Genomic DNA, 19,685 nt, shown 5'->3' on the forward strand with positions numbered 1-19,685 from the left:
TCTTTTGCCTTCGGAAGCGGTACTCATGCGCCCATGACGGAGAGCGCGGAGCACACACAGAACACGGGCACCCCGGGGCTGCCCGCCCCTCCCCCGCTGGGAGCGAGCGCGTTGCCCGCCGGCACCTACGGCGGGTCCGTGGTGCTGGTGACGGGCGGCGGCTCGGGCCTCGGGAAGGCGATCGCGGCGGAATTCGCCCGGCTGGGGGCTGACTTGATGATCGTCGGCCGCAACGCAGGCCGGCTCGCCTCGGCGGCGGCCGAACTCGCGGACCTGACCACCGGCCGCGTCGAGACCGCCACGGCCGACATCCGGGACCCGGACAGGGTCGCGGAGGTGTTCGACGCGACCGAGGACCGACTGGGGCCGCCGGATGTGCTGATCAACAACGCGGCGGCCAACTTCCCCTCCCCCGCCGAGGACTTGTCGCCGAACGCGTGGCGGGCGGTGCTCGACATCACCCTGACGGGCACCTGGTTCATGACCCGCGCGTTCGGGCGCGGCCACCTGGCGGCGGGCACGGCAGGCTCGATCGTGTGCGTCGGGGCCTCGTACGCCTGGACCGGCGGCCCCGGCTACGCCCACTCGGCCGCCGCCAAGGCCGGGGTGAAGAACCTCGTCGAGACGCTGGCCGTGGAGTGGGGCCCGTACGGCATCCGGGTCAACGGCCTGGTGCCCGGCCTGATGCCGCACGAGGACATGAGCGGCGACATCCGGGGCCACCTCGACCGGGCCGCGCCGGACGGCCGGGAACTCGACGTACGACAGCCCGCGCTCCGGGTGGGGCTGCCGCGCGAACTGGGCTGGGCGGCGACCTTCCTCGCCTCGCCGTACGCGGGGTTCGTCTCCGGCCACTCCCTGGTGGTCGACGGGGCCAACTGGCAGCGACGCTCCCTGGTTGCACCGCCCGTGGTGCCGGTACGCGAACAGCTGGGGTGCGCCCCGTTCACCCTCCCCGGCCCCGGCGGGCCCCACGACACGCCCTAGGTGCCGTCGAAGCGGGGCGGGCGGCGGGCCGCCTTGGCGGCGTACCCTTCGGCGGCGTCCCCCGAGGTGAGGGTGAGGGCTGCGGCCAGGGCCGTGCGGTCGAGCGCCTGCGCGAGTCCGGCGTCCGCGAACGCGTCCACCGAGCGCTTGATGTGGCGCACGGCCAGCGGCGCCTGGGCGGCGACGGCCTCGGCCACGGAGCGGGCGGTGCGCTCCAGTTCGGCGAGGGGGGTGACGGCCTGGAGCAGCCCGATCCGCTCGGCCGTCGCCGCGTCGATCCGGCGGCCGGTCAGCGCGAGGTACTTCGCCCAGCCCGCCCCCGCCTCGCGGGCGATCCGCATGTCCCCGCCGGCGTCGACCGCGACCCCGATCCCGGCCTCCGGCAGCGCGAACACGGCGTCGTCGGCGGCGATCCGGATGTCCGCCATCAGCGCCAGCTCGAAACCGAAGCCCAGGCAGTAGCCCTGCACAGCGGCGACCACGGGCTGCGGCAGACCGGCGAACGCGGCGAAGCGCTCGTGCGCCCAGCGGATGCCCTCGTAGTAGCGCTGGGTGCGTTCGGCCGGCGAGCGGCCCGTGATGCCGCCGCCGGGCGCGGTGACGTCGATCCCGGCGCAGAAGGCCCTGCCCTCGCCGCGCAGCAGGACCACCCGCACCGTGTCGTCGAAGCGGAGCCGGTCGGCCATGATGCCGAGCTGCCGGGTGGACTCCCAGCTCCAGCCGTTGAGCTGCTCCGGCCGGCAGAGCGTCAGCACACCGACGCCGTTCCCGGTCCGGAGCGTGATCCGCTCCCGCCCCTGCGGAATGTCCTGGTCGAGGATGTCGAGCACGGCCGCCCCCACTCGCAACTGACGCTTCGTCACAGATTGCTGCGCGGCACAGCGTACGGCGGGCGGCCCGCGAGGAGCCAGGGCCCCTCCGGGCTCAGCGGGAGAACAGCTCGAAGGTGACGGCCGGGCGGCCCCCGAACCGCTCGGCGGCCGCCTCGGCGTTCCCGGTGAGGAAGGCGCGGCAGTACGCCTCGGGGTCCTCGTCCGTGAGCACCTCGATGTACGTGCGGTGGGCGAGGAGCGACTGTACGGACCGTTCGAGTCCGGGCGTCGCGTCGACGGCGTGCGTGGGCGTGGACGACCCGGCCACGGCCACCCAGCGCACGCCGTCCCACGGTTCGAGGCCCTGCTCGGTCAGCTCGGGGAAGATCCAGCGGTTGCCCGCGTCGGCGGCCGCGTCCAGGGCTGCCCGGCCGACGGCACGGTGGTCGGGGGTGTTCCAGGCGACCCCGCCCCAGGTGTCACGGTGGTTGAGCGTGATCACCAGCTCGGGCCGGAAGCGGCGGATGCCCGCGGCGATGTCGCGGCGCAGTGCGGGGCCGTACTCGATGACCCCGTCGCGGTGGTCCAGGAACTCGACGTGGGAGACCCCGACGGCCGCCGCACTGGCCCGCTGCTCCCGCTCGCGCAGCGGCGCGCAGGTCTCCGGGTCGAGGGTGTCGATGCCCGCCTCGCCCCGGGTCGCCAGCAGATAGCCGACGTCACGGCCGGCGTCGGTCCAGCCGGCGACGGCTGCCGCGCAGCCGTACTCCAGGTCGTCGGGGTGCGCCACGACGGCCAGGGCGCGCCGCCAGTCCTCGGGCATGGGCGTCAGCTGCTCGGTCATGTCGGCAGGCTAACCGGCCGGGAGGCGTCGGGCGCCGTGTCGCGGACGCCGCGCGGGGCCCGTGCGCAGGGCGGCTCGGGTGCGGACTCAGGCCAGTGAGAGGAAGAGCTTCTCCAGGCGGGCCCGCATCAGGTCCCGGTCGGCGGGCTCTCCCGCCCCGTCGGCCACACAGTGCTGGAGGCCCGTGGCGATGATCGCGAAGCCGGCCCGGTCGAGCGCCCGCGAGACGGCCGCCATCTGGGTGATGACGTCCTCGCAGTCGCGGCCCTCCTCGATCATCCTGATGACCCCGGTGAGCTGGCCCTGGGCGCGGCGCAGGCGGTTGAGCACCGACTTGAGTTCATCGGCCGCCATGTCGAGCTCCACAGAACCTCCCTTTTATACCCCAGGGGGTATTCTAGCCCGTCCGGGGCAGGAGAGCGCGTGTCTCTGCCTCACTCCCGGTGAACGAAAGGAAACACTGCTCGTGACCAGCCCCGTATCCCTCTCCCCCACCCAGGCCGCGGCCCGGCTCGCGGAGTTCACCGTGATCGACGTGCGCGCTCCCGGCGAGTACGCCTCGGGGCACGTCCCCGGCGCGCTGAACATCCCGCTCGACCGCCTCTCCGAGGCGGTGCCCGCTCTGAAGTCCGCCTCCGCCCGGGGCTCCCTGCTCGTGGTGTGCGCCTCCGGCGTCCGCTCCACGCGGGCCTGCGACATCCTCTCGGCGGCCGACATCGAGGCCGTCACACTGTCCGGAGGCACCTCCGCCTGGGAGGGCGAGGGCCATGACCTGGACCGCCCCGAGGGCGGCCGGGCCACCTGGCCCATGGAACGCCAGGTGCGGCTGGCCGCCGGATCGCTCGTGGTGGCCGGTCTGCTGGCGGGGGTCCGCTATCCGGCCGCGCGCTGGCTGTCCGCGGGCATCGGGTCCGGTCTCGTCTTCTCCGCGGTCACCAACACCTGCGGCATGGCGGCGGTCCTGTCGAAGCTCCCGTACAACCGCGCCCCGCACGCCGCGACGAATCTGGACGAGACGCTGGACGCCCTCCAGGGCTGAGGCAGCGAAAGAGACGGGAGCCGGTCGCACCGCCCGGTGCGACCGGCTCCCGCGTGCTCGGGCTCAGACCTCGTCACGCACCAGGGCGAGCAGCCGGTCCAGCACCCGGGGACCGCCCGCGCGCAGCCCGTCGTGCTCGAACTCGTTCGTCACCCAGGTGCGCAGCCCCCGGATCGCGGCGGCCGTGCGCAGCGCGTGCGCGGTGTCCACGTACATGTCGTCGTGGTAGACGGCGGCCGCCACCGGGACCTCGTTGGCCGCGAGGCGCTCGGGGTCGTACAGCGGCTCCCAGCCGCCGCGGGTGGCCAGCAGTTCCGCCGTCTCGCGCAGCGGGCGCAGCGCCGGGTCGACGTCGAAGTGCCAGGGGTGGATCGTCTCGCCCGTGAACAGCACCGGCCCCTCGCCCTTGAGCGCGGTCGCCGCGTCGAACTGGGGGAACTCGGCGCGGACCCGCTCGGCCGCCCATCCAGTGGGGCGTTCGCCCTGGCCGTAGATGGCCTCGTGCAGCAGCGCGTACAGCGGGTGCCCGGCGAACGAGGTCGCGGCGCGCATGGCCTCCGTGAAGGTGTCGGAGAGCTCGGTGCCGTGCGGCGTGGCGACGAAGGCGTTCTCCAGCAGGTAGTGGAGCTGATGGCTGCCGCTGCCGCCGCCGAGCAGGATGCCGAGGGACTGGAAACCCTCCGGAGTAAGCCGGTGTCCGGCGCTCTCCGGGCGGTGTTCCGCGAGGTGGGCGGCGACGGCCCGGGCGCGCTCGACGTCCTGCGGATAGCGGGCGTAGTGCGCGGCGACCTTCCGTTCGATCCTCGGGTAAGCGGCCCGGTAGACGTCGTCCGCGTGGGCGTCGAGGGAGGGCAGCCCGCCGGTGATCAGGACCGTGCTGAGGCCCTCGGGGGCGGCCGAGAGATAGCGGACGGCGCAGAAGCCGCCGAAGGACTGGCCGAGGACGGTCCAGGGCGCGCCGCCGGTCAGCTGCGGGCGGATCACCTCGCAGTCGCGGACGATGTTGTCGGACCGAAAGTGCGCCAGGTAGTCGGCCTGCTCGCGGGGCCCGCCGCGCAGCGGGAGCGTCTGCCGGCCGGCCGGGGTGGACAGCCCGGTGCCGCGCTGGTCGAGAAGGAGCACCCGGAACTCCTCGACGGCCCTGCCGAGCCAGGCCTCCGCGCCGGTGAAGCGGCGGGCGCCGAAGCCGGGTCCGCCCTCCAGATACAGCAGCCAGGGCAGTTCCTCGCCGGCCCGGGAGGCGGCCACCACCTCACGGCCGAAGATCTCGATCTGCTCACCGCCGGGGTCGGTGTGGTCGAGCGGCACGGTGAAGTGACGGTCGGTGAGGACGAGACCGGGCTGGCGGAAGCTGTTCACGGGGGCTCCTGGATCGATGGTTCCCGGACAGTTCAGCACATCCCCGTGACCCGGACAGTCCCGGCCCGTGTGCGGCGGGGCCGGGTGGCTCCTACCGTGCAGTCATGATCCGGTTCGAGCAGGTCGGCAAGGTCTATCCGGACGGCACGACCGCGGTCCACGAGCTGTCCTTCGAGGTCGCCGAGGGGGAACTCGTCACCCTCGTCGGGCCTTCGGGCTGCGGCAAGACCACGACGATGATGATGGTGAACCGGCTGATCGAGCCGACCTCGGGCCGCATCCTGGTGGACGGCGAGGACATCGCCGGGGTCGATCCGGTGAAGCTGCGCCGCCGGATCGGCTATGTCATCCAGCAGGTGGGGCTCTTCCCGCACCGGACGGTCCTCGACAACACCGCGACGGTCCCGGCCCTGGTCGGCTGGAAGCGGTCGAAGGCGCGGGAGCGGGCGGCCGAGCTGCTCGATCTGGTGGGCCTGGACCCCGGGACGTACGGCTCCCGCTACCCCGCCCAGCTCTCCGGCGGCCAGCGCCAGCGGGTCGGGGTGGCCCGGGCGCTGGCGGCCGACCCGCCGGTGCTGCTGATGGACGAGCCGTTCGGCGCGGTGGACCCGGTGGTGCGCGAGCGGCTTCAGAACGAGTTTCTGAGCCTGCAGGCCGCGGTCCGCAAGACCGTGCTGATGGTCACCCATGACATCGAGGAGGCGGTGCGGATGGGCGACCGTATCGCGGTGTACGGGGAGGGGCGCATCGAGCAGTTCGACAGCCCGGGGGCGGTGCTGGGCTCCCCCGCGACCCCGTACGTGGCCCGGTTCGTCGGCGCCGACCGGGGGCTGAAGCGGCTGTCGGTCACCACGATCGAGCCGGACGACCTGGAGGAGCCGCCGGTCGCCCGGCTGGACGAGCCGGCCGGGGCGGCGGCGGCCCGGCTCGGGGCGGCGGGTTCGCGGTGGGCCGTGGTGCTCAACCGCGCGGGCGAGCTGCACGGCTGGGTGTCCGCCGACGCGCTCAGGATCGCCGGGGAGCACGGGACGGTGGGCGAGCTGGCCCGCCGGATGGACGCCTGGGTGCCGGTCGGCGCCCCGCTCAAGCAGGCGTTCAGCGAGATGCTCCAGCACGACGCCGGGTGGGTGGCGGTGCTGGACGGGGCCCGGTTCCTCGGGGTGCTGACGCCGGCGAAGCTCCATGAGGCGCTGCGGCGTTCGGTGGACGCGGACGCCCAGGGCGTGAGCCGGGACGAGGTGCAGTTCGACTCGGTGGCGGACGCCTGACGGAAGCCCGGGCCGCGCCCGTACGGAGTTCAGCCGCTCGCCGCGTAGCGCCAGAAGTCCCGCATCGTGGCCGGCGGGGTGGGTCCGGCCAGCTCCACCTGGCTGAGCATGATCGCGACCGTGCCGGTGGCCGGGACGAGGTGGGCCGTGGTGCCGGTACCGCCGACCCAGCCGTAGCGGCCGGGCACGTTCCACGGTTCGGCCTTCTCTACGTCCACCGATCCGCCGTACCCCCAGCCCTGCCCCTCCGTGAACAGCCCGCTGGCCTCGCGCTGAGCGGGGGTCAGCTGGTCGGTCGTCATCTGCCGCACCGACTCCGGCGTCAGCAGGCTGCGGCTGCCCACCGCACCCTCGTCGAGGAGCATCCGGGCGAAGGCGTACCAGTCGTCGACGGTGGAGACGAGGCCGCCGGCTCCGGACGGGAAGTCCGGCATGCTGCTCCACTGGCCGTCCGGGGCATCGACCTGCTCCAGCTCCCCGCCCGTACCGGCCCGGTAGTAGGTGGTGAACCGGTCGAGTTTCGCGGCGGGCACCTCGAAGCCGGTGTCGGTCATGCCGAGCGGGACGAAGAGCCGCTCGGCCAGGAACTCCGGCAGCGGCTGCCCCGTCACCCTGGCGACGAGCACACCGAGGATGTCGGAGCAGGTGTTGTACAGCCAGGCCTCCCCCGGCTGGTGCAGCAGCGGGATACGGGACAGCGCGGCCATCCAGGCTTCGGGGGCGGGGACGGCCTGCGGCTGCGGCGGGCCCTGCTTCAGCTCGCTGAACAGGGGCGCGACGGCGGGCAGCGAGAAGTCGGACGGGAAGCCGTACCCGGCGCGGAAGGTGAGCAGGTCGCCGACGGTGATGGGCCGGGCGGCCGGGACGACGTCGTCGACGGGGCTGGCGGGGGTGCGCACGACCATGGGCGAGGCCAGCTCGGGCAGCCACGGCGCGACCGGGTCCGCCAGGGCGATCCGCCCGTCCTCGACCAGCAGCATGACCGCGGCCGCCGTGACCGGTTTGGTGATCGAGGCGATCCGGAAGAGGGTGTCGCGGGCCATCGGCGTGTCCCCGCCGACGGCGGCGCTCCCGACCGCCTGCACCTCCACCCGGTTTCCCCGGGCCACCAGCCCCACGGCGCCCGGCACCGATCCGTCACGGACGTGCTCCTGGAGTACTTCGCGCAGGGTGGTCATGGCTCCGCCTTCTCACGTTCTCGCACGCGGGTGTCATCACCATGACTCCCCCGTCGGCGCGAAGTCGTCGCGGCGCGCCGGACCCGTTCAGCCGTCCTCAGTTCTCGGGGATGAGCTTCCTGGAGCGCAGATAGGTGCGGGCCACGTCCTCGGGAAGCCGTCGCCAGCTGTCCACCTGCTCGTTCAGCCGGGCCAGGTCCGCCGTGGTCAGCACGGTGTTCAGCTTGCCCAGGGCCTTGCGGACGCCTTCGCTGCCGGCCCGGGCCCGGTTGACGACGGGGACGAGGTAGTCGGCGTTCTGGAGGTGCTTGTCGTCGGCGAGCAGGACGAGCCCGAAGTTGTCCAGGGTGGCGTCGGTGGTGGTGGTCAGCACCATCTGGTCCCGGCCGCTCTGGACCGCCTGTTTGGCCTGGGTGGTGCCCACACCCTTGGGGTCGACGGCGGTGATGTCGATGCCGTACGTCTTCTTCAGCCCGGGTGCGCAGTAGGGGCGCTGCACGCATTCGTCGCCGGCCGCCAGCCGGACCGGGAGGCCGGACTTGCCGAGGTCGCTGAGCGACTTCAGACGGTGCTTCCTCGCGAAGGCGGCGGTGACCGCGAAGGCGTTCTGGTCGACGGCCTTTCCGGGGTCCAGGACGGTGAGGCCGCGGGGCGCGGCGAGGGCGCGCAGCGCCTTCATGGTGGTGGCGAGGCCGGGTGAGCCGACGGGGGCGGCGTCGGCGCCGTTCTTCTTGGCGTTCAGCCAGTCGGCGAAGGTGGCCGCGTACTCCGGGACGACGTCGATCTGGCCGCTCTCCAGGGCGGTTTCGTAGATCTCCCGGTTGGTGACGGAGATGATCTCCGTGGAGTACCCGGCCCGGTCGAGGAGGAGGGCGTACATCTGGGCGAGGAGATCGCTTTCGGTGAATCCCGCCGATCCGATGGTCAGGTGCTTGCTGTCGCCGGGCGGCGCGGTGACCTCGCCCTGGTTCTCCAGCGCCGGTCCGGTGGTGCAGGCGGTGGCCGCCAGCAGCAGGAGGGCGGGCAGCGCGTGACGGGCCCTCATCGGGCGTCCCCGTCGCGGAGCCAGTCGGGCGCGAGCCGTTGCGCCACCTCGAACAGCCCCTCGACGATCAGCGCGAACACGGCGACCAGCACCGCGCCGGCGACGACCTGCGGAGTGGAGGCGAGGTTGAATCCGGCGGTGATGATGCGGCCGAGGCCCCCGCCGCCCGCCAACGCCGCGATGGTGGCCGTCGCGACGAGCTGGACGGCCGCGATCCGCACCCCGGTGAGGATGAGCGGCAGCGCGAGCGGCACCTCGACCTGGAAGAGCAGCTGCCGGCCCGTCATCCCCATGCCCCGGGCGGCGCGGACCACGTCCTGGTCGACCTCGCGCATGCCGACGTAGGCGTTGGTGAGCAGCGGCGGTACGGCGAACAGGACGAGCGCCACGATGGTCGGGCCCTCGCCCCACCGTCCGACGGGGGTGAGCAGGAGCAGCACCAGGACGGCGAAGGTCGGGACGGCCCGCCCGACGTTGGAGATGTTCACGGCCAGCGCGCCGCCCCTGCCGAGATGGCCGAGGACCAGGGCGACGGGCAGGGCGATGAGGCAGCTGACCAGCAGGCAGACGACGGTGAGGAAGAGGTGCTGGCCGAGCCGGGCCCAGATGCCGTTCTCGCCCGACCAGTGCGCGGCGGTCGTGAGCCAGGACCAGGCCTCGGAGAGTGTGTTCACGACCGGCTCCGCGTCCAGGGGGTCAGCAGGCGCTGCACGAGCAGGAGGAGCAGGTCGGCGGCGACGGCGATGACGACGCACAGGACGGAGGCGGTGAGCACCTGCGCCTTGAAGAAGGTGTTCATCCCGGAGTAGATGAGGTTGCCGAGGCCGCCGTAGCCGACGATGGCGCCGATGGTGACCAGGGAGACCGCGGAGACGGTGGCGATGCGCAGGCCGGCCATGGCGGCGGGCAGGGCGAGCGGGAGCTCCACGGCGACGAGCAGCCGTACGGGTCCGTAGCCCATGCCCCGGGCCGCCTGCCGGGTCTCCTCGGGCACGGCCCGCAGTCCGGCGAGGATGTTCCGTACGAGGAGGGTCAGCGAGTACAGCACGAGGCCCGCGACGACCAGTGAGGCGGAGAGCCCGTACACCGGGAGCAGCAGGGAGAACATGGCGAGCGACGGCACGGTGTAGAGGATCGTCGTCACCCCGAGCACGGGGCCGGCCGCCCAGTGCCAGCGGCGGGCCGCGAGGGCGAGCGGGAGCGCGAGGACCAGGCCGATGAGCACGGAGACCGCGGTGAGCTGGAGGTGCTGGAGCACCGCGTCCCACAGGATGTGCCGGCGGCTGCTCAGGTAGGCGCCGCAGATCCACTCGTTGCGCGCGAGGCAGTCGTCCGGGGGCGCGGTCACCTGTCCATTGCAGCCCGGCCCCGGCGGTCCCGCGCGTGGTGTTCGCCTGTTCGGGGACGCGCGCCGGTTCCGTGCGGGACGCACCCACGGCACCGGCGCGCGCGGACCGCCACGGGACGCGCCGTCAGAGGGCGCCGGTCAGGAGGCCGCCGCCTTGTCGAGGACCGCGGCCAGCTCGTCCGGGCGGGAGAACATCGGCCAGTGTCCGGTGTCCATCGTGACCAGCTCCCACCGCTCGCCGGTCAGCAGCCGGGCCACGTCGTCGGACGGCTCCGGGCCGTCCAGGAGGCACTTGACGTACGTCGCCGGAAGCTCGCCCAGCGGACCCGCCAGCACGGCGGGGTCGCTCAGCGAGGCGCCGGGGTGGGGTACCGCGCCGCCGAGGAGCCGCGCGGTCTGTTCGTCGGTGAGCCCCTGGCCATCGAACTCGTCGGCGGCCGGCGGGGCCCACAAGCCGTCGTTCCCGTCGAGCACCTCCTGGAGCGCGGCCGGGCCCTGCCACCAGGCGGAGACGAACGACTCGCCGGCGGTGGGGACACTGGCGTCCACGAAGACGACGCGGGACAGCCGGTCACCGATGCGCTCGGCGGCCTGGCCGACGGGAATGCCCGAGTAACTGTGGCCGACCAGGACGACGTCGCGCAGATCCAGGCGCTCCACCTCGTCGACGATGTCGGTCACATGGGTCTGCGGACCGACCGGGCGCGCCTGCTTCTCGCCGAGGCCGGACAGTGTGAGCGGATGGACGCCGTGACCCCCCGCGCGCAGCGCGGGCACCACCTCGTCCCACGCCGGTGCGGCCAGCCAGGCACCTGCTACCAGTACGAATTGAGTCATGCGGCGAATCTAACGGAGGGGTCTGACAACGGGGCTGGGCACGGCCAGGGCCCGGCGCTCCAGGATCTCCAGGACCCGCTGACCCCAGCGCAGGTTCTCCTCCTCGAAGGAACGGCCGCGCATCAGGGTCAGATAGGGGCCGATGCGCTCCGTCCGCGCCACGAAGGTGTCCTCGTCGCGGCCGTCCAGCAGCCTCAGGCGGAGCCGTTCGTAGCGGGCGAGCCGGGCCCGCGACCACTCCATGCGCGCCTCCACCGACGCGCGCACCGCGTCGCGGTCGCCGCCGTCCACGGCCTGGATCATGACCAGCAGCTCGTCCCGGATCGCCGTGGGACGGGGATCCCGCGCGGTGAACGCCCCCAGCGCGCCGTGCCCGGCCTCGGTCAGGGTGAAGAGCCTCTTGTTCGGCCGGCGCTCCTGCTCCACGACGCGCGCCTCGATCAGGCCGCTCTCCGCGAGGCGGTCCAGCTCGCGGTAGAGCTGCTGCGGGGTGGCGGACCAGAAGTTCGCCACCGAGACGTCGAAGACCTTGGCCAGGTCGTATCCGGACGCCTCGCCTTCCAGCAGCGCCGCCAGGACCGCGTACTTGAGAGACATCTGGACAGGCTAGCACCGGCATGATTAATCTCTTTTACACCTACTCAACAAATTGACTATGGAGCGCCGGATGCACCCCTTCCGCAAGGCCGTCGAGGCGCACGACCTCGAAGCGATCGAGGCGACACTGGCCGATGACGTCGTCTTCACCAGCCCGGTGGCGTTCAAGCCCTACCCCGGCAAGCCGCTGACCGCCGCGATCCTGCGCGCCGTCACCCAGGTGTTCACCGACTTCCGCTACGTCCGCGAGATGGCGAGCGAGGACGGCCGCGAGCACGCGCTCGTCTTCGTGGCGAAGGTGGGCGAGAGGGAGATCAACGGCTGCGACTTCCTCCACCTCAACGAGGCGGGCGAGATCGACGACCTGATGGTGATGGTCCGCCCCCTGTCCGCCGCACAGGCCCTGGCCGAGGCCATGGGCGCCCGGTTCGAGCAGATCACCCGCGAGGCCTCGGCCGGCTGAGCAGTTCCCCGTACGGCCGGGGACGCCGGAGCCACCCCGGTACGAAACCTGGGCGTATGGTCCGTTTATGGACAAAGCCCGGCCCGCCGGGGACTCCGGGGCGGACCCCGGGGCCCCGCTTCTGGACGCGGCGACGGCGCGTGCCATGCACATGACCGGCGCCGCCGTGGTCATGCTCTATCTGCTGCCGCAGGGCGATTCCGCCCTGCGGCTGGCCCTCCTCGCCGGAGTGCCGGCGGAGCTGGCCACCCCCTGGACCCGGGTCCCGCTGTCGTCCCCGATCCCGGTGGCCGACGCGGTGAAGGACCGGCACCTGGTGTGGCTCGGCAGCCAGGAGGAGCTGGCCCAGCGCTATCCGCGCACCGCGCTGGTCCTGCCGTACCACTTCGCCCTGGCCGCCGCGCCGGTCGTGAGCGGCACCAGCGTCCTGGGCGGCCTGGTCCTGCTGTGGCCGGGCTCGCACGCACCGCAGCTCACGCCCCAGGAACGCGCGGCGGTCCACGACTGCTGCCGCGACCTGGCCCGGGTGCTGCACGAGGCGCACGAAGGCGGCCGGCCGATGACGGCGGGCAGCACACCCCGCGTCCTGCCTCCGCCCGCCACTCCCCCGGCCGACCCCGCCGAGGGGCTCGCGGCGGCCGACTTCGTCGCACGCCTGCCGGGCGGCTGCTGCACCCTCGACATGCACGGCCGGATCACCTACCTCACGGACACCGGTGCCCGGCTGGTCGGCGGGGACAGGGCCGCTCTGCTGGGCACGCTGCCGTGGGAGTCGCTGCCCTGGCTCGACGATCCCCTCTTCGAGGACCAGTACCGGGGCGCCATGATCAGCCGGCAGCCGATGTCCTTCACCGCGCTGCGCCCGCCCGACCGCTGGCTGTCCTTCCGCCTCTACCCCACCGCCTCCGGCATCAGCGTGTACATCACGCCCGTCGCCGTGTCCGGCGCGGCGGCCCCGCCGGCCGAGTCCCCCGCCACGCCGAGCACCCCGAGCCGGGCCGTCGCGCTCTACCACCTGATGCATCTGGCCGCGACGCTCACCGAGGCCGTCGGGATGCGGGACGTCGTCGACCTGATCTCCCATCAGCTGCGGCCCGCCTTCCGGATCCAGGCACTCGCCGTGATGACCTCGGCGGAGGGCCGGCTGAGGATCGAGGGACACCGTGGTTTCGCCACCCAGCTGATGGAACGCTTCGACGGCACGCCCCTGGCCTCGGGCACACCCGCCGCGCACGTCCTGACCACCGGAGTGCCCGCCTTCTACAGCTCCTTCGCGGAACTCAAGCGCGCCTACCCGCCCGCCGTGCTCCAGAGCGGCATGTCCGCCTGGGCCTTTCTGCCGCTCATCGCCTCCGGACGCCCGGTCGGGTCGATGGTGCTGGCCTACGACCGGACGCGCCCGTTCGAACCGGAGGAACGGGCCCTGCTCACCTCGATCGCCGGGCTGATCGCCCAGGCGCTCGACCGGGCCCGCCTGTACGACACCAAGGACCGGCTCGCGCACAGCCTCCAGGCCCATCTGCTGCCCCAGACCCTGCCCGCGATCGAGGGACTGGACGTGGCCGCCCGCTATCTGCCCGCCACCCACGGCGTGGGCATCGGCGGCGACTTCTACGACGTCATCCGCCTCGACGCCACCACGGCCGCGGCGGCCATCGGCGACGTCCAGGGCCACAACGTGAAGGCCGCCGCTCTCATGGGCCAGGTCCGCACGGCCGTCCACGCCTCGGCGGGCGCGCCGCCCGCCGAGGTGCTGGAGCGCACCAACCGGCTGCTCACCGATCTCGACCCCGGCCTCTTCACCAGCTGCCTCTACGTCCATCTCGATCTGGCCGGGCACCGCGCCCTGCTGGCGACGGCCGGCCATCCCCCGCCGCTCCTGCACCACCCCGGCGGGCCCACCGAGGTGCTCCAGCTGCCGCCCGGTCTGCTGCTGGGCATCGACCGGGAGGCGCGCTACCCGACGACCGAGGTCCCGCTGCCGCCGGGCGCCGCGCTCGCCCTGTACACCGACGGTCTGGTGGAGGCACCCGGCATCGACATGGACGAGGCGACGGACGCCCTCGCCCGCCAGTTCACCAGGGGCGCCGGCCGGCCCATGGACACGCTCGCCGACAGCCTGGTCCGCTACGCGGAGCACTCCACGCCGGGCAGCGACGACATCGCCCTGCTCCTGATCAAGGCACTGGAGGACCGGAGCGGTTGACCCCGTGGCCGCCGGGCGGGAGACCGCACCGCCGGCCAGGGGCGTTGCTACGATCGCCGCCTCATGGACACCAGCACCGAGATCCCGCTGATCGCCGTTCCGCCCGGACGGGTCACCCTGTCCGACCGCCGCACACAGCTCAGTTGGGACGTGGAGCTCGCCCCGTACCGGCTCGCCGCGCACCCCGTCACCCAGGCCCAGTACGCACGGGTCACCGGCGAGCGGCCGAGCACGGCGCGCGGGGACCGGCTGCCCGTCGAGGGCGTCTCCTGGCTGGACGCGGTCCACTTCTGCAACGCCCTCTCCCTGGGCGAGGGGCTGGCCCCCGCCTACCGGACCGCCTGCGGGCCGGACCACATCACCTGGGACACGGCGGCCGACGGGTACCGGCTGCCGGCCGAGGCCGAGTGGGAGCACGCCTGCCGGGCCGGCACGGCCGGGGCCCGGTACGGGCAGCTCGACGAGATCGCCTGGCATCGCGGCAACTCCGGGGAGCGGGTGCACGAGGTCGGCGGACGCCGGCCCAACGCGTGGGGGCTGTACGACACGCTGGGCAATGTGTGGGAGTGGTGCTGGGACGTCTACGACGCCGAGGTGTACGGCGGCTACCGGGTGCTGCGCGGCGGCGGCTGGTTCGACGAGCGCTGGAGCTGCCGGGCGTCGGTCCGGCGGCGCAGCCATCCCACGTTCCGGATCGACGACACGGGTTTCCGCGTCGCACGCTCAGGAGACGGCTGAGCCGCCGCCCGGCAGAGCGCCCTCCCTCTCACCCCTCAAGGAGTGTGCGGCGGCGACCAGTTGGCGGCTGAACGGATGGCGCGGCGAGCCCAGCAGATCGGCGGTGGCTCGCGCCTCGACGACCTCGCCGTGCTCCATGACAGCGATCCGGTCGGCCAGGGCGGCGGTGTCCAGGTCATGGGTGATCAGGACGAGCGCCGGAATCCTCCCCGTCCGCACCAGCCCGGTGAGCTGCCCGAGGACGGAACTCCGGGTGAGCGGGTCGAGCCCGGAGGCGACCTCGTCGCAGACCAGCACCCGGGGACGGGCGAGCAGGGCGCGGGCCAGCGCCGCACGCTGGAGCTCGCCGCCCGACAACCGCGCGGGCGGACGCGCCACGCGTGCGGCCGGCAGGCCCAGGGTGTCCAGCACGGTCAGCGCCTCGCTCCTCGCCGCGCCCGGGTCCGCCCCGCGCAGCCGTACCGCCGTGCGGGCGATCTGGTCGAGGACGGGCCGGTACGCGTCGAAGGACGCCTTCGCGTCCTGGAAGACGTACTGCACCCCCGCCAGTTGACGCCGGTCACGGTCCCGCAGGCCGCGCGGCAGCGGTGCGCCGTCGAGCAGCACCTCGCCGTCGTGGTCCGCGTGGAGGCCGCTCAGGCAGCGGGCCAGTGTCGTCTTGCCGCTCCCTGACCGGCCCATGACGGCGAGACATTCACCGGTGCGGACGGTGAGCGACACCCTGTCGAGCACCGGGGTCCGCGCGTGGCGTGCGGTGAGGGAGCGTGCTTCGAGGACGGTCCCACCGGGGTCGCCGCCTCCCTCACCCGCGCGGGTTTCGACGGGGAGGGGCGATGTCCACGGCGCGCCGGTCATCCGCCCGTCCCGCAGGACGACCACGTCGTCGGCCAGGGCACGGACGACATCGACGTCATGGCTGAGCAGCAGCACGGCGATCCCCTGCCGGGCCACGGCCGCCAGCAGGTCCACGATGCCGCGCTTGGTGAGCGGGTCCTGCCCGGTGGTGGGCTCGTCCGCGACCACGGCCCGTGCCCCGAGCAGGAGCACCTGGGCCAGCACCACGCGCTGCTGCTGGCCACCGGAGAGCTGGTGCGGGTAGCGGCGCAGCAGCGGCCCGGCCGCCGGCAGCCGGGCACGGTCCAGGGCGTCGAGCACCCGCTCCCGGGCCGCCGCCGCGCGCCGGGCCCTCGGCAGGTGGCGTACCCGCTGCCGGGCGATGTCCATGAGCAGCGCGCCGACTCTGCGGACCGGGTTGAGTACGGTCGCCGGATGCTGCGGGACGTACCCGATCAGCCCTTCGGGCGCCCGTACCGTCCCGGTCACCCGCGCGCCGGCGGGGTACTCGCCGAGCAGGGCGAGTCCGGTCGTCGTCTTGCCGCTGCCCGAACCGCCCACCAGCGCGGTGATCCGCCCGGGCAGCAGCCGCAGGTCCACGCCGTCGACGACGGCGCGTCCGCCGATCTCCACCGTCAGTCCCTCGACCGCGGCGACGGGCCGGTCGCGGCCGGTCACCGGCTTTCCTCCTCGGGGTTCCCACGGGCGAGCGCGGCGTCCACGAGGAGGTTCCCGCCCATGGTGAGCGCGACGATCAGCAGGGCGGGCACCACGGCCGCCCAGGGCTGGACGAACAGCCCGGTGCGGTTGCGGTCCACCATGACCGCCCAGTCGGCGGCGTCCGGCGCGACGCCCACACCGAGGAACGCCGCCGTGGCCACGAGGTAGACCGCCCCGGTCAGCCGGACGCCCACATCGGCGGCGAGGGTCCGCAGGACCGAGCGTCCGACGTACCCGAACGCCATCCGCGCCCAGCTCTCGCCCTGCATGCGCAGCGCCTCGACCGCCGGGCGCGAGGCGGCCTCGGCTCCGGCGGCCCGGACGATCCGGGCCGCGTCCGGTATGGCGACGAGCGCCACCAGGAGGGCCAGCCCGGCCGGACCGGGTTCCAGGACGGCGGCCACCAGCAGGATCATGAGGAGCGACGGTACGGAGAGCAGGATGTCCAGCGGACGCATCACAAGCTCCTCCAGCCAGGCCCGGCGGGTGAGGGCGCAGACGAATCCGACGGGCAGCGCCACCAGGTAGGCCAGGGCGGTCGCCGCGACGGCGACCAGGACGACGGACCGGCCGCCGAGCAGGATCTGCCGCACGACGTCCCGGCCGGTGAAGTCCGTGCCGAGCAGGTGCCCGCCACCGGCGGTGAGCGAGGTGCCGCGCGGTCCGGCGTCACCCGCGAACAGCGGCCCGGCCAGGGCGAGTACGAGCGGGACGCCCATGATCAGCAGGCCGGGGACGAAGCGCCGGCGCCTCCCGCGCACGGCTGCGGCCCCGCGGGGGCGGCCGACGACAAGTCGTTTCAGCCCGCGCCGGGAGCGGGCCACCGCGACGGCCATCACGCGGCCACGCCCGTACGCGGAGCGAGGCGGTGGGTGACCAGGTCGGCCCCGATGTTGAGCAGGACCGTCGCGGCGCCGAACACCACCGCGAGCCCCTGCACCATGGGCAGATCGCGCTCCGCGACGGCGTTCATCAGGAGCGTGCCCAGCCCCGGGATCACATACAGGGCCTCCACGACCACGACCCCGCACAGCAGCCAGTCGATCGTGCGGGCCAGTTGCTGGGCGGCCGGGGTGATCGCGTTCGGCAGGGCGTGGGTGTAGCGGACACGGGCCGGGGAGAGCCCGCAGCGGCGCGCCTGGGCCACGTACGGCGAGGCCAGCGCGTCGATCATGCCGGCGCGGACCAGCCGGGCGAGCGAGCACACCGGGCGGGCGAGCAGGACGAGGACGGGCAGCACCAGCGCGGCCGGGTGGGCGAGCAGATCGGTGCCGTAGCCGACCGCGGTCGGCGGCAGCCAGCCGAGCCACAGGGACAGGACGGTGACCAGCAGCACCCCGAGGGCGAACTCCGGTACGGCGTAGAGGCCCAGCAGCACCGCGCTGACGGCCCGGTCGGCGGCCCGGCCCTCGTGGCGGGCCGCCAGCACCCCGAGGCCGATCGCGGCCGGCACCAGCAGCAGGATTGTCGGCACGGCGAGCATCAGGGTCGGGCCGACGGCGTCGCCGAGGGCGGAGGCGACGGGCCGCCCCGAGGTCAGGGAGGCCCCGAGGTCGCCGTGGAGCAGCCCGGCCGACCAGTCCAGCAGGCGTTCATGGGCGGGCCGGTCCAGGTGCATGGCGGTCCGGACGGCCTCGATCCGGGCCGGGTCCGGCTGGTCGTCGGCGAGGGCCACGGCGGCGTCGCCGGGCAGCGCCTCGGTGGCGGCGAAGACGAGCAGGACCACGCCCGCAGTCTGCGCGCCGCCGAGCAGCAGCCGTCGGGCCACCCAGGGCAGGGTCGCGCTCACGCCAGCCACACCTTGTCGAAGCGGGCCCAGTCGAGGGTGTTGGCGGGGGCCTGCTCCTCGACGCCCCGGACACGGGGGGCGGTGCCGAGTATCCAGTCCGCGAAGCCCCAGATCAGGAACGGGCCCTCGGTGTGGAGGCGTTGCTGCATGCGGGCGTAGACGGCGGCCCGCCCCTTCGGGTCCCTCGTCGACTGGGCCTGCTGGTAGAGGGCGTCGAAGTCGCGGTGGCGCCAGTGGGTGGCATTGGTGGTCGAGTCGGTCAGCAACCGCTGGGACAGGTGCGATTCGATGGGCATGGCGCCGGAGCGGTAGCAGCACAGGGTGCCGGAGTCGAGGATGTCCTTCCAGTAGGTGTCCTTGCTGCCGGTGCGCACCTCGACGGTGATGCCGGCCTTCGCGGCCTGGTCCCGGAAGACGGCGGCCGCCTCGGTGAATCCGGCGGCGACCGGTGAGGTGTCGAGGGTGATCCGCAGGTCCTCCGCGCCGGCCCGCTTCAGCAGGCTGCGGGCCCGGCCGAGGTCCTGTTCGCGCTGGGGAAGGCTGTCGTCGTAGTACTCGTACCCCTTCCCGAAGAGGTCGTTGCCTGTCTCCCCGGCGCCGGAGAGGGCGCTGCGGACGAGTTCCTCGCGGTCGGCGACGAGGAAGAGGGCCTGGCGGACCCGCCGGTCGTCGAAGGGCGGCCGGTCGCTCTTCATGGCGAAGGACTGCATCGCGCTGTTGCGCAGCCGCACGACGGTGATGCGCCCGCCCTTCTCGTGTGCGCGGGCGGTGGCCGGGTTCAGCTCGTGGGCGTACTCGACCTGGCCGCCGAGCAGGGCGTTGACGCGGGCGGACTCCTCGTTGGCGACGACGAACTCCAGCTCGTCCAGATGGGGTGCGCCCTCCCAGTAGGCGTCGTTGCGCCTGAGGACGGTGGAGCGGCCGGGTGCGAAGGAGACGAAGCGGAAGGGACCGCTGCCGACCGGCTTGCGGTCGAAGTCGCCCTCGCGGGCCGTCGCGGGAATGATGTAGGCGCCGAACGCGGCCAGGATGTTCGGGAATTCGGCGGTCGGCCGCTTCAGGACGAACTCGACGGTCCGCTCGTCCAGGGCCCGGCTGGCCGCCAGGTCGATCGGTTCGAGCGAGGCCCTGGCCCGGAAGGCGCGTTGGGGGTCGGCGATGCGCCGGTAGCTGTGCAGGACATCGGCCGCCGTCACCGGCTTCCCGTCGTGGAAGACCGCCTCGCGCAGGGAGACCTTCCAGCGCTTCAGGGCGCTGTCGGGCTCCCAGGAGGCGGCGAGGCGGGGCCGGGCGGCGAGGTCGGCGCCGTAGTCGGCGAGCTTGTCGTAGAGGGCCTTGGCCCGGGCGGCGTCGGCGAACAGATTGCTCAGGTGCGGGTCGAGTGTCTCGCTCGCGCCGCCCCCGGCGAAAGCCGCTCTCAGCCGGCCCCCGCGCCTGGGTGTGCCGTCGCCCTTCCCGTCGGACGGCTCGGTACGGGAGGTGTCGGCGCAGCCGGCGAGGGCGAGGGCGCCGACCGCTCCGGAGGCCGCGAGGAAGCCGCGGCGGCGCAGACCCGGAAAGCGGGCGGGCGAAGGGGAAGGAGAAGGGGCGTGGTCAGCGTGCATGGAGGTGTCCTTGGTCG

At 73.6% G+C, this 19,685-nt stretch carries 20 protein-coding genes; 6 read left to right on the forward strand and 14 right to left on the reverse strand.

Going from position 1 to position 19,685, the window contains the following annotated elements; translation table 11 throughout:
* The first annotated feature begins 33 nt into the window (after window positions 1-33).
* A complete protein-coding gene (locus tag RLT58_RS01645) occupies window positions 34-987 on the forward strand; it encodes an SDR family oxidoreductase (protein WP_311308544.1) in 954 nt (317 codons plus the stop codon).
* Here RLT58_RS01645 and RLT58_RS01650 read toward each other — a convergent pair.
* The 3 genes from RLT58_RS01650 to RLT58_RS01660 form a co-directional block, all read right to left on the reverse strand.
* Complete coding sequence (locus tag RLT58_RS01650) at window positions 984-1,850, reverse strand: enoyl-CoA hydratase/isomerase family protein (RefSeq protein ID WP_311308545.1); 867 nt, start codon at window positions 1,848-1,850, stop codon at window positions 984-986. The genes RLT58_RS01645 and RLT58_RS01650 overlap by 4 nt on opposite strands.
* Window positions 1,851-1,911: 61 nt before the next feature.
* Window positions 1,912-2,643: a PIG-L deacetylase family protein gene (locus tag RLT58_RS01655; protein WP_311308546.1), complete on the reverse strand. Its 732-nt coding sequence runs from the start codon at window positions 2,641-2,643 to the stop codon at window positions 1,912-1,914.
* A gap of 87 nt (window positions 2,644-2,730) precedes the next feature.
* Window positions 2,731-3,009 carry a metal-sensitive transcriptional regulator gene (locus tag RLT58_RS01660; RefSeq protein WP_311308547.1) on the reverse strand — a complete coding sequence of 93 codons (279 nt, stop codon included), beginning with the start codon at window positions 3,007-3,009 and terminating at the stop codon, window positions 2,731-2,733.
* 100 nt (window positions 3,010-3,109) lie between these two features.
* On the opposite strand from RLT58_RS01660, the gene RLT58_RS01665 reads away from it, so the two are divergent.
* The gene (locus RLT58_RS01665; protein WP_311308548.1) at window positions 3,110-3,682 is read left to right on the forward strand and encodes a rhodanese-like domain-containing protein; all 573 of its coding nucleotides are present in this window, start codon (window positions 3,110-3,112) and stop codon (window positions 3,680-3,682) included.
* A 63-nt stretch (window positions 3,683-3,745) separates the two neighbouring features.
* Here RLT58_RS01665 and RLT58_RS01670 read toward each other — a convergent pair whose 3' ends face one another.
* Window positions 3,746-5,041 (reverse strand): alpha/beta fold hydrolase, encoded by a 1,296-nt coding sequence (locus RLT58_RS01670; RefSeq protein WP_311308549.1) that lies wholly within the window; start codon window positions 5,039-5,041, stop codon window positions 3,746-3,748.
* Window positions 5,042-5,145: 104 nt separating this feature from the next.
* Between RLT58_RS01670 and RLT58_RS01675 the strand changes: the two genes are divergently transcribed.
* Window positions 5,146-6,309: an ABC transporter ATP-binding protein gene (locus tag RLT58_RS01675; RefSeq protein WP_311308550.1), complete on the forward strand. Its 1,164-nt coding sequence runs from the start codon at window positions 5,146-5,148 to the stop codon at window positions 6,307-6,309.
* A 29-nt stretch (window positions 6,310-6,338) separates the two neighbouring features.
* Here RLT58_RS01675 and RLT58_RS01680 read toward each other — a convergent pair whose 3' ends face one another.
* From RLT58_RS01680 to RLT58_RS01705, 6 genes are all read right to left on the reverse strand, one after another.
* Window positions 6,339-7,487: a serine hydrolase domain-containing protein gene (locus tag RLT58_RS01680; protein WP_311308551.1), complete on the reverse strand. Its 1,149-nt coding sequence runs from the start codon at window positions 7,485-7,487 to the stop codon at window positions 6,339-6,341.
* Window positions 7,488-7,584: 97 nt separating this feature from the next.
* Window positions 7,585-8,532 carry an ABC transporter substrate-binding protein gene (locus RLT58_RS01685; protein ID WP_311308552.1) on the reverse strand — a complete coding sequence of 316 codons (948 nt, stop codon included), beginning with the start codon at window positions 8,530-8,532 and terminating at the stop codon, window positions 7,585-7,587.
* Window positions 8,529-9,206: an ABC transporter permease gene (locus tag RLT58_RS01690; protein ID WP_311308553.1), complete on the reverse strand. Its 678-nt coding sequence runs from the start codon at window positions 9,204-9,206 to the stop codon at window positions 8,529-8,531. The genes RLT58_RS01685 and RLT58_RS01690 overlap by 4 nt, the downstream gene beginning before the upstream one ends.
* The gene (locus tag RLT58_RS01695; protein WP_311308554.1) at window positions 9,203-9,880 is read right to left on the reverse strand and encodes an ABC transporter permease; all 678 of its coding nucleotides are present in this window, start codon (window positions 9,878-9,880) and stop codon (window positions 9,203-9,205) included. The genes RLT58_RS01690 and RLT58_RS01695 overlap by 4 nt, the downstream gene beginning before the upstream one ends.
* A 138-nt stretch (window positions 9,881-10,018) precedes the next feature.
* Window positions 10,019-10,717, reverse strand: coding sequence for an alpha/beta fold hydrolase (locus tag RLT58_RS01700; protein WP_311308555.1), 699 nt, complete (start codon window positions 10,715-10,717; stop codon window positions 10,019-10,021).
* A 9-nt stretch (window positions 10,718-10,726) separates the two neighbouring features.
* Entirely contained in the window at window positions 10,727-11,314 is a 588-nt protein-coding gene (locus RLT58_RS01705) for a PadR family transcriptional regulator (RefSeq protein WP_311308556.1), read from the reverse strand.
* Between the two features lie 70 nt (window positions 11,315-11,384).
* Between RLT58_RS01705 and RLT58_RS01710 the strand changes: the two genes are divergently transcribed.
* From RLT58_RS01710 to RLT58_RS01720, 3 genes are all read left to right on the forward strand, one after another.
* A complete protein-coding gene (locus tag RLT58_RS01710) occupies window positions 11,385-11,777 on the forward strand; it encodes a nuclear transport factor 2 family protein (RefSeq protein WP_311308557.1) in 393 nt (130 codons plus the stop codon).
* Between the two features lie 67 nt (window positions 11,778-11,844).
* Window positions 11,845-13,983 (forward strand): SpoIIE family protein phosphatase, encoded by a 2,139-nt coding sequence (locus RLT58_RS01715; RefSeq protein ID WP_311308558.1) that lies wholly within the window; start codon window positions 11,845-11,847, stop codon window positions 13,981-13,983.
* A gap of 63 nt (window positions 13,984-14,046) precedes the next feature.
* Window positions 14,047-14,721 (forward strand): formylglycine-generating enzyme family protein, encoded by a 675-nt coding sequence (locus tag RLT58_RS01720; protein ID WP_311308559.1) that lies wholly within the window; start codon window positions 14,047-14,049, stop codon window positions 14,719-14,721.
* Here the strand turns inward: RLT58_RS01720 and RLT58_RS01725 are convergent.
* The 4 genes from RLT58_RS01725 to RLT58_RS01740 are packed head-to-tail and all read right to left on the reverse strand — an operon-like array spanning window position 14,707 to window position 19,668.
* Window positions 14,707-16,233, reverse strand: coding sequence for an ABC transporter ATP-binding protein (locus tag RLT58_RS01725; RefSeq protein ID WP_311308560.1), 1,527 nt, complete (start codon window positions 16,231-16,233; stop codon window positions 14,707-14,709). The two genes, RLT58_RS01720 and RLT58_RS01725, sit on opposite strands and share 15 nt — an antisense overlap.
* Window positions 16,230-17,111 (reverse strand): ABC transporter permease, encoded by an 882-nt coding sequence (locus tag RLT58_RS01730; protein WP_311308561.1) that lies wholly within the window; start codon window positions 17,109-17,111, stop codon window positions 16,230-16,232. Before RLT58_RS01730 ends, RLT58_RS01725 begins: the two co-directional genes overlap by 4 nt.
* A complete protein-coding gene (locus RLT58_RS01735; RefSeq protein ID WP_311308562.1) occupies window positions 17,111-18,064 on the reverse strand; it encodes an ABC transporter permease in 954 nt (317 codons plus the stop codon). The genes RLT58_RS01730 and RLT58_RS01735 overlap by 1 nt, the downstream gene beginning before the upstream one ends.
* Window positions 18,061-19,668 (reverse strand): ABC transporter substrate-binding protein, encoded by a 1,608-nt coding sequence (locus RLT58_RS01740; RefSeq protein WP_311308563.1) that lies wholly within the window; start codon window positions 19,666-19,668, stop codon window positions 18,061-18,063. Before RLT58_RS01740 ends, RLT58_RS01735 begins: the two co-directional genes overlap by 4 nt.
* Window positions 19,669-19,685: the final 17 nt, after the last annotated feature.

This window comes from Streptomyces sp. ITFR-16, assembly GCF_031844705.1.
Classification (GTDB): domain Bacteria; phylum Actinomycetota; class Actinomycetes; order Streptomycetales; family Streptomycetaceae; genus Streptomyces.

What these genes read in the sequence shown, in the direction of transcription:
- RLT58_RS01645 (WP_311308544.1), top strand. Translation starts at nt 34, where the DNA reads ATGACGGAGAGCGCGGAGCACACACAGAACACGGGCACCCCGGGGCTG.
- RLT58_RS01655 (WP_311308546.1), bottom strand. Translation starts at nt 2,643, where the DNA reads ATGACCGAGCAGCTGACGCCCATGCCCGAGGACTGGCGGCGCGCCCTG.
- RLT58_RS01675 (WP_311308550.1), top strand. Translation starts at nt 5,146, where the DNA reads ATGATCCGGTTCGAGCAGGTCGGCAAGGTCTATCCGGACGGCACGACC.
- RLT58_RS01680 (WP_311308551.1), bottom strand. Translation starts at nt 7,487, where the DNA reads ATGACCACCCTGCGCGAAGTACTCCAGGAGCACGTCCGTGACGGATCG.
- RLT58_RS01685 (WP_311308552.1), bottom strand. Translation starts at nt 8,532, where the DNA reads ATGAGGGCCCGTCACGCGCTGCCCGCCCTCCTGCTGCTGGCGGCCACC.
- RLT58_RS01700 (WP_311308555.1), bottom strand. Translation starts at nt 10,717, where the DNA reads ATGACTCAATTCGTACTGGTAGCAGGTGCCTGGCTGGCCGCACCGGCG.
- RLT58_RS01705 (WP_311308556.1), bottom strand. Translation starts at nt 11,314, where the DNA reads ATGTCTCTCAAGTACGCGGTCCTGGCGGCGCTGCTGGAAGGCGAGGCG.
- RLT58_RS01710 (WP_311308557.1), top strand. Translation starts at nt 11,385, where the DNA reads ATGCACCCCTTCCGCAAGGCCGTCGAGGCGCACGACCTCGAAGCGATC.
- RLT58_RS01715 (WP_311308558.1), top strand. Translation starts at nt 11,845, where the DNA reads ATGGACAAAGCCCGGCCCGCCGGGGACTCCGGGGCGGACCCCGGGGCC.
- RLT58_RS01720 (WP_311308559.1), top strand. Translation starts at nt 14,047, where the DNA reads ATGGACACCAGCACCGAGATCCCGCTGATCGCCGTTCCGCCCGGACGG.
- RLT58_RS01730 (WP_311308561.1), bottom strand. Translation starts at nt 17,111, where the DNA reads ATGGCCGTCGCGGTGGCCCGCTCCCGGCGCGGGCTGAAACGACTTGTC.
- RLT58_RS01740 (WP_311308563.1), bottom strand. Translation starts at nt 19,668, where the DNA reads ATGCACGCTGACCACGCCCCTTCTCCTTCCCCTTCGCCCGCCCGCTTT.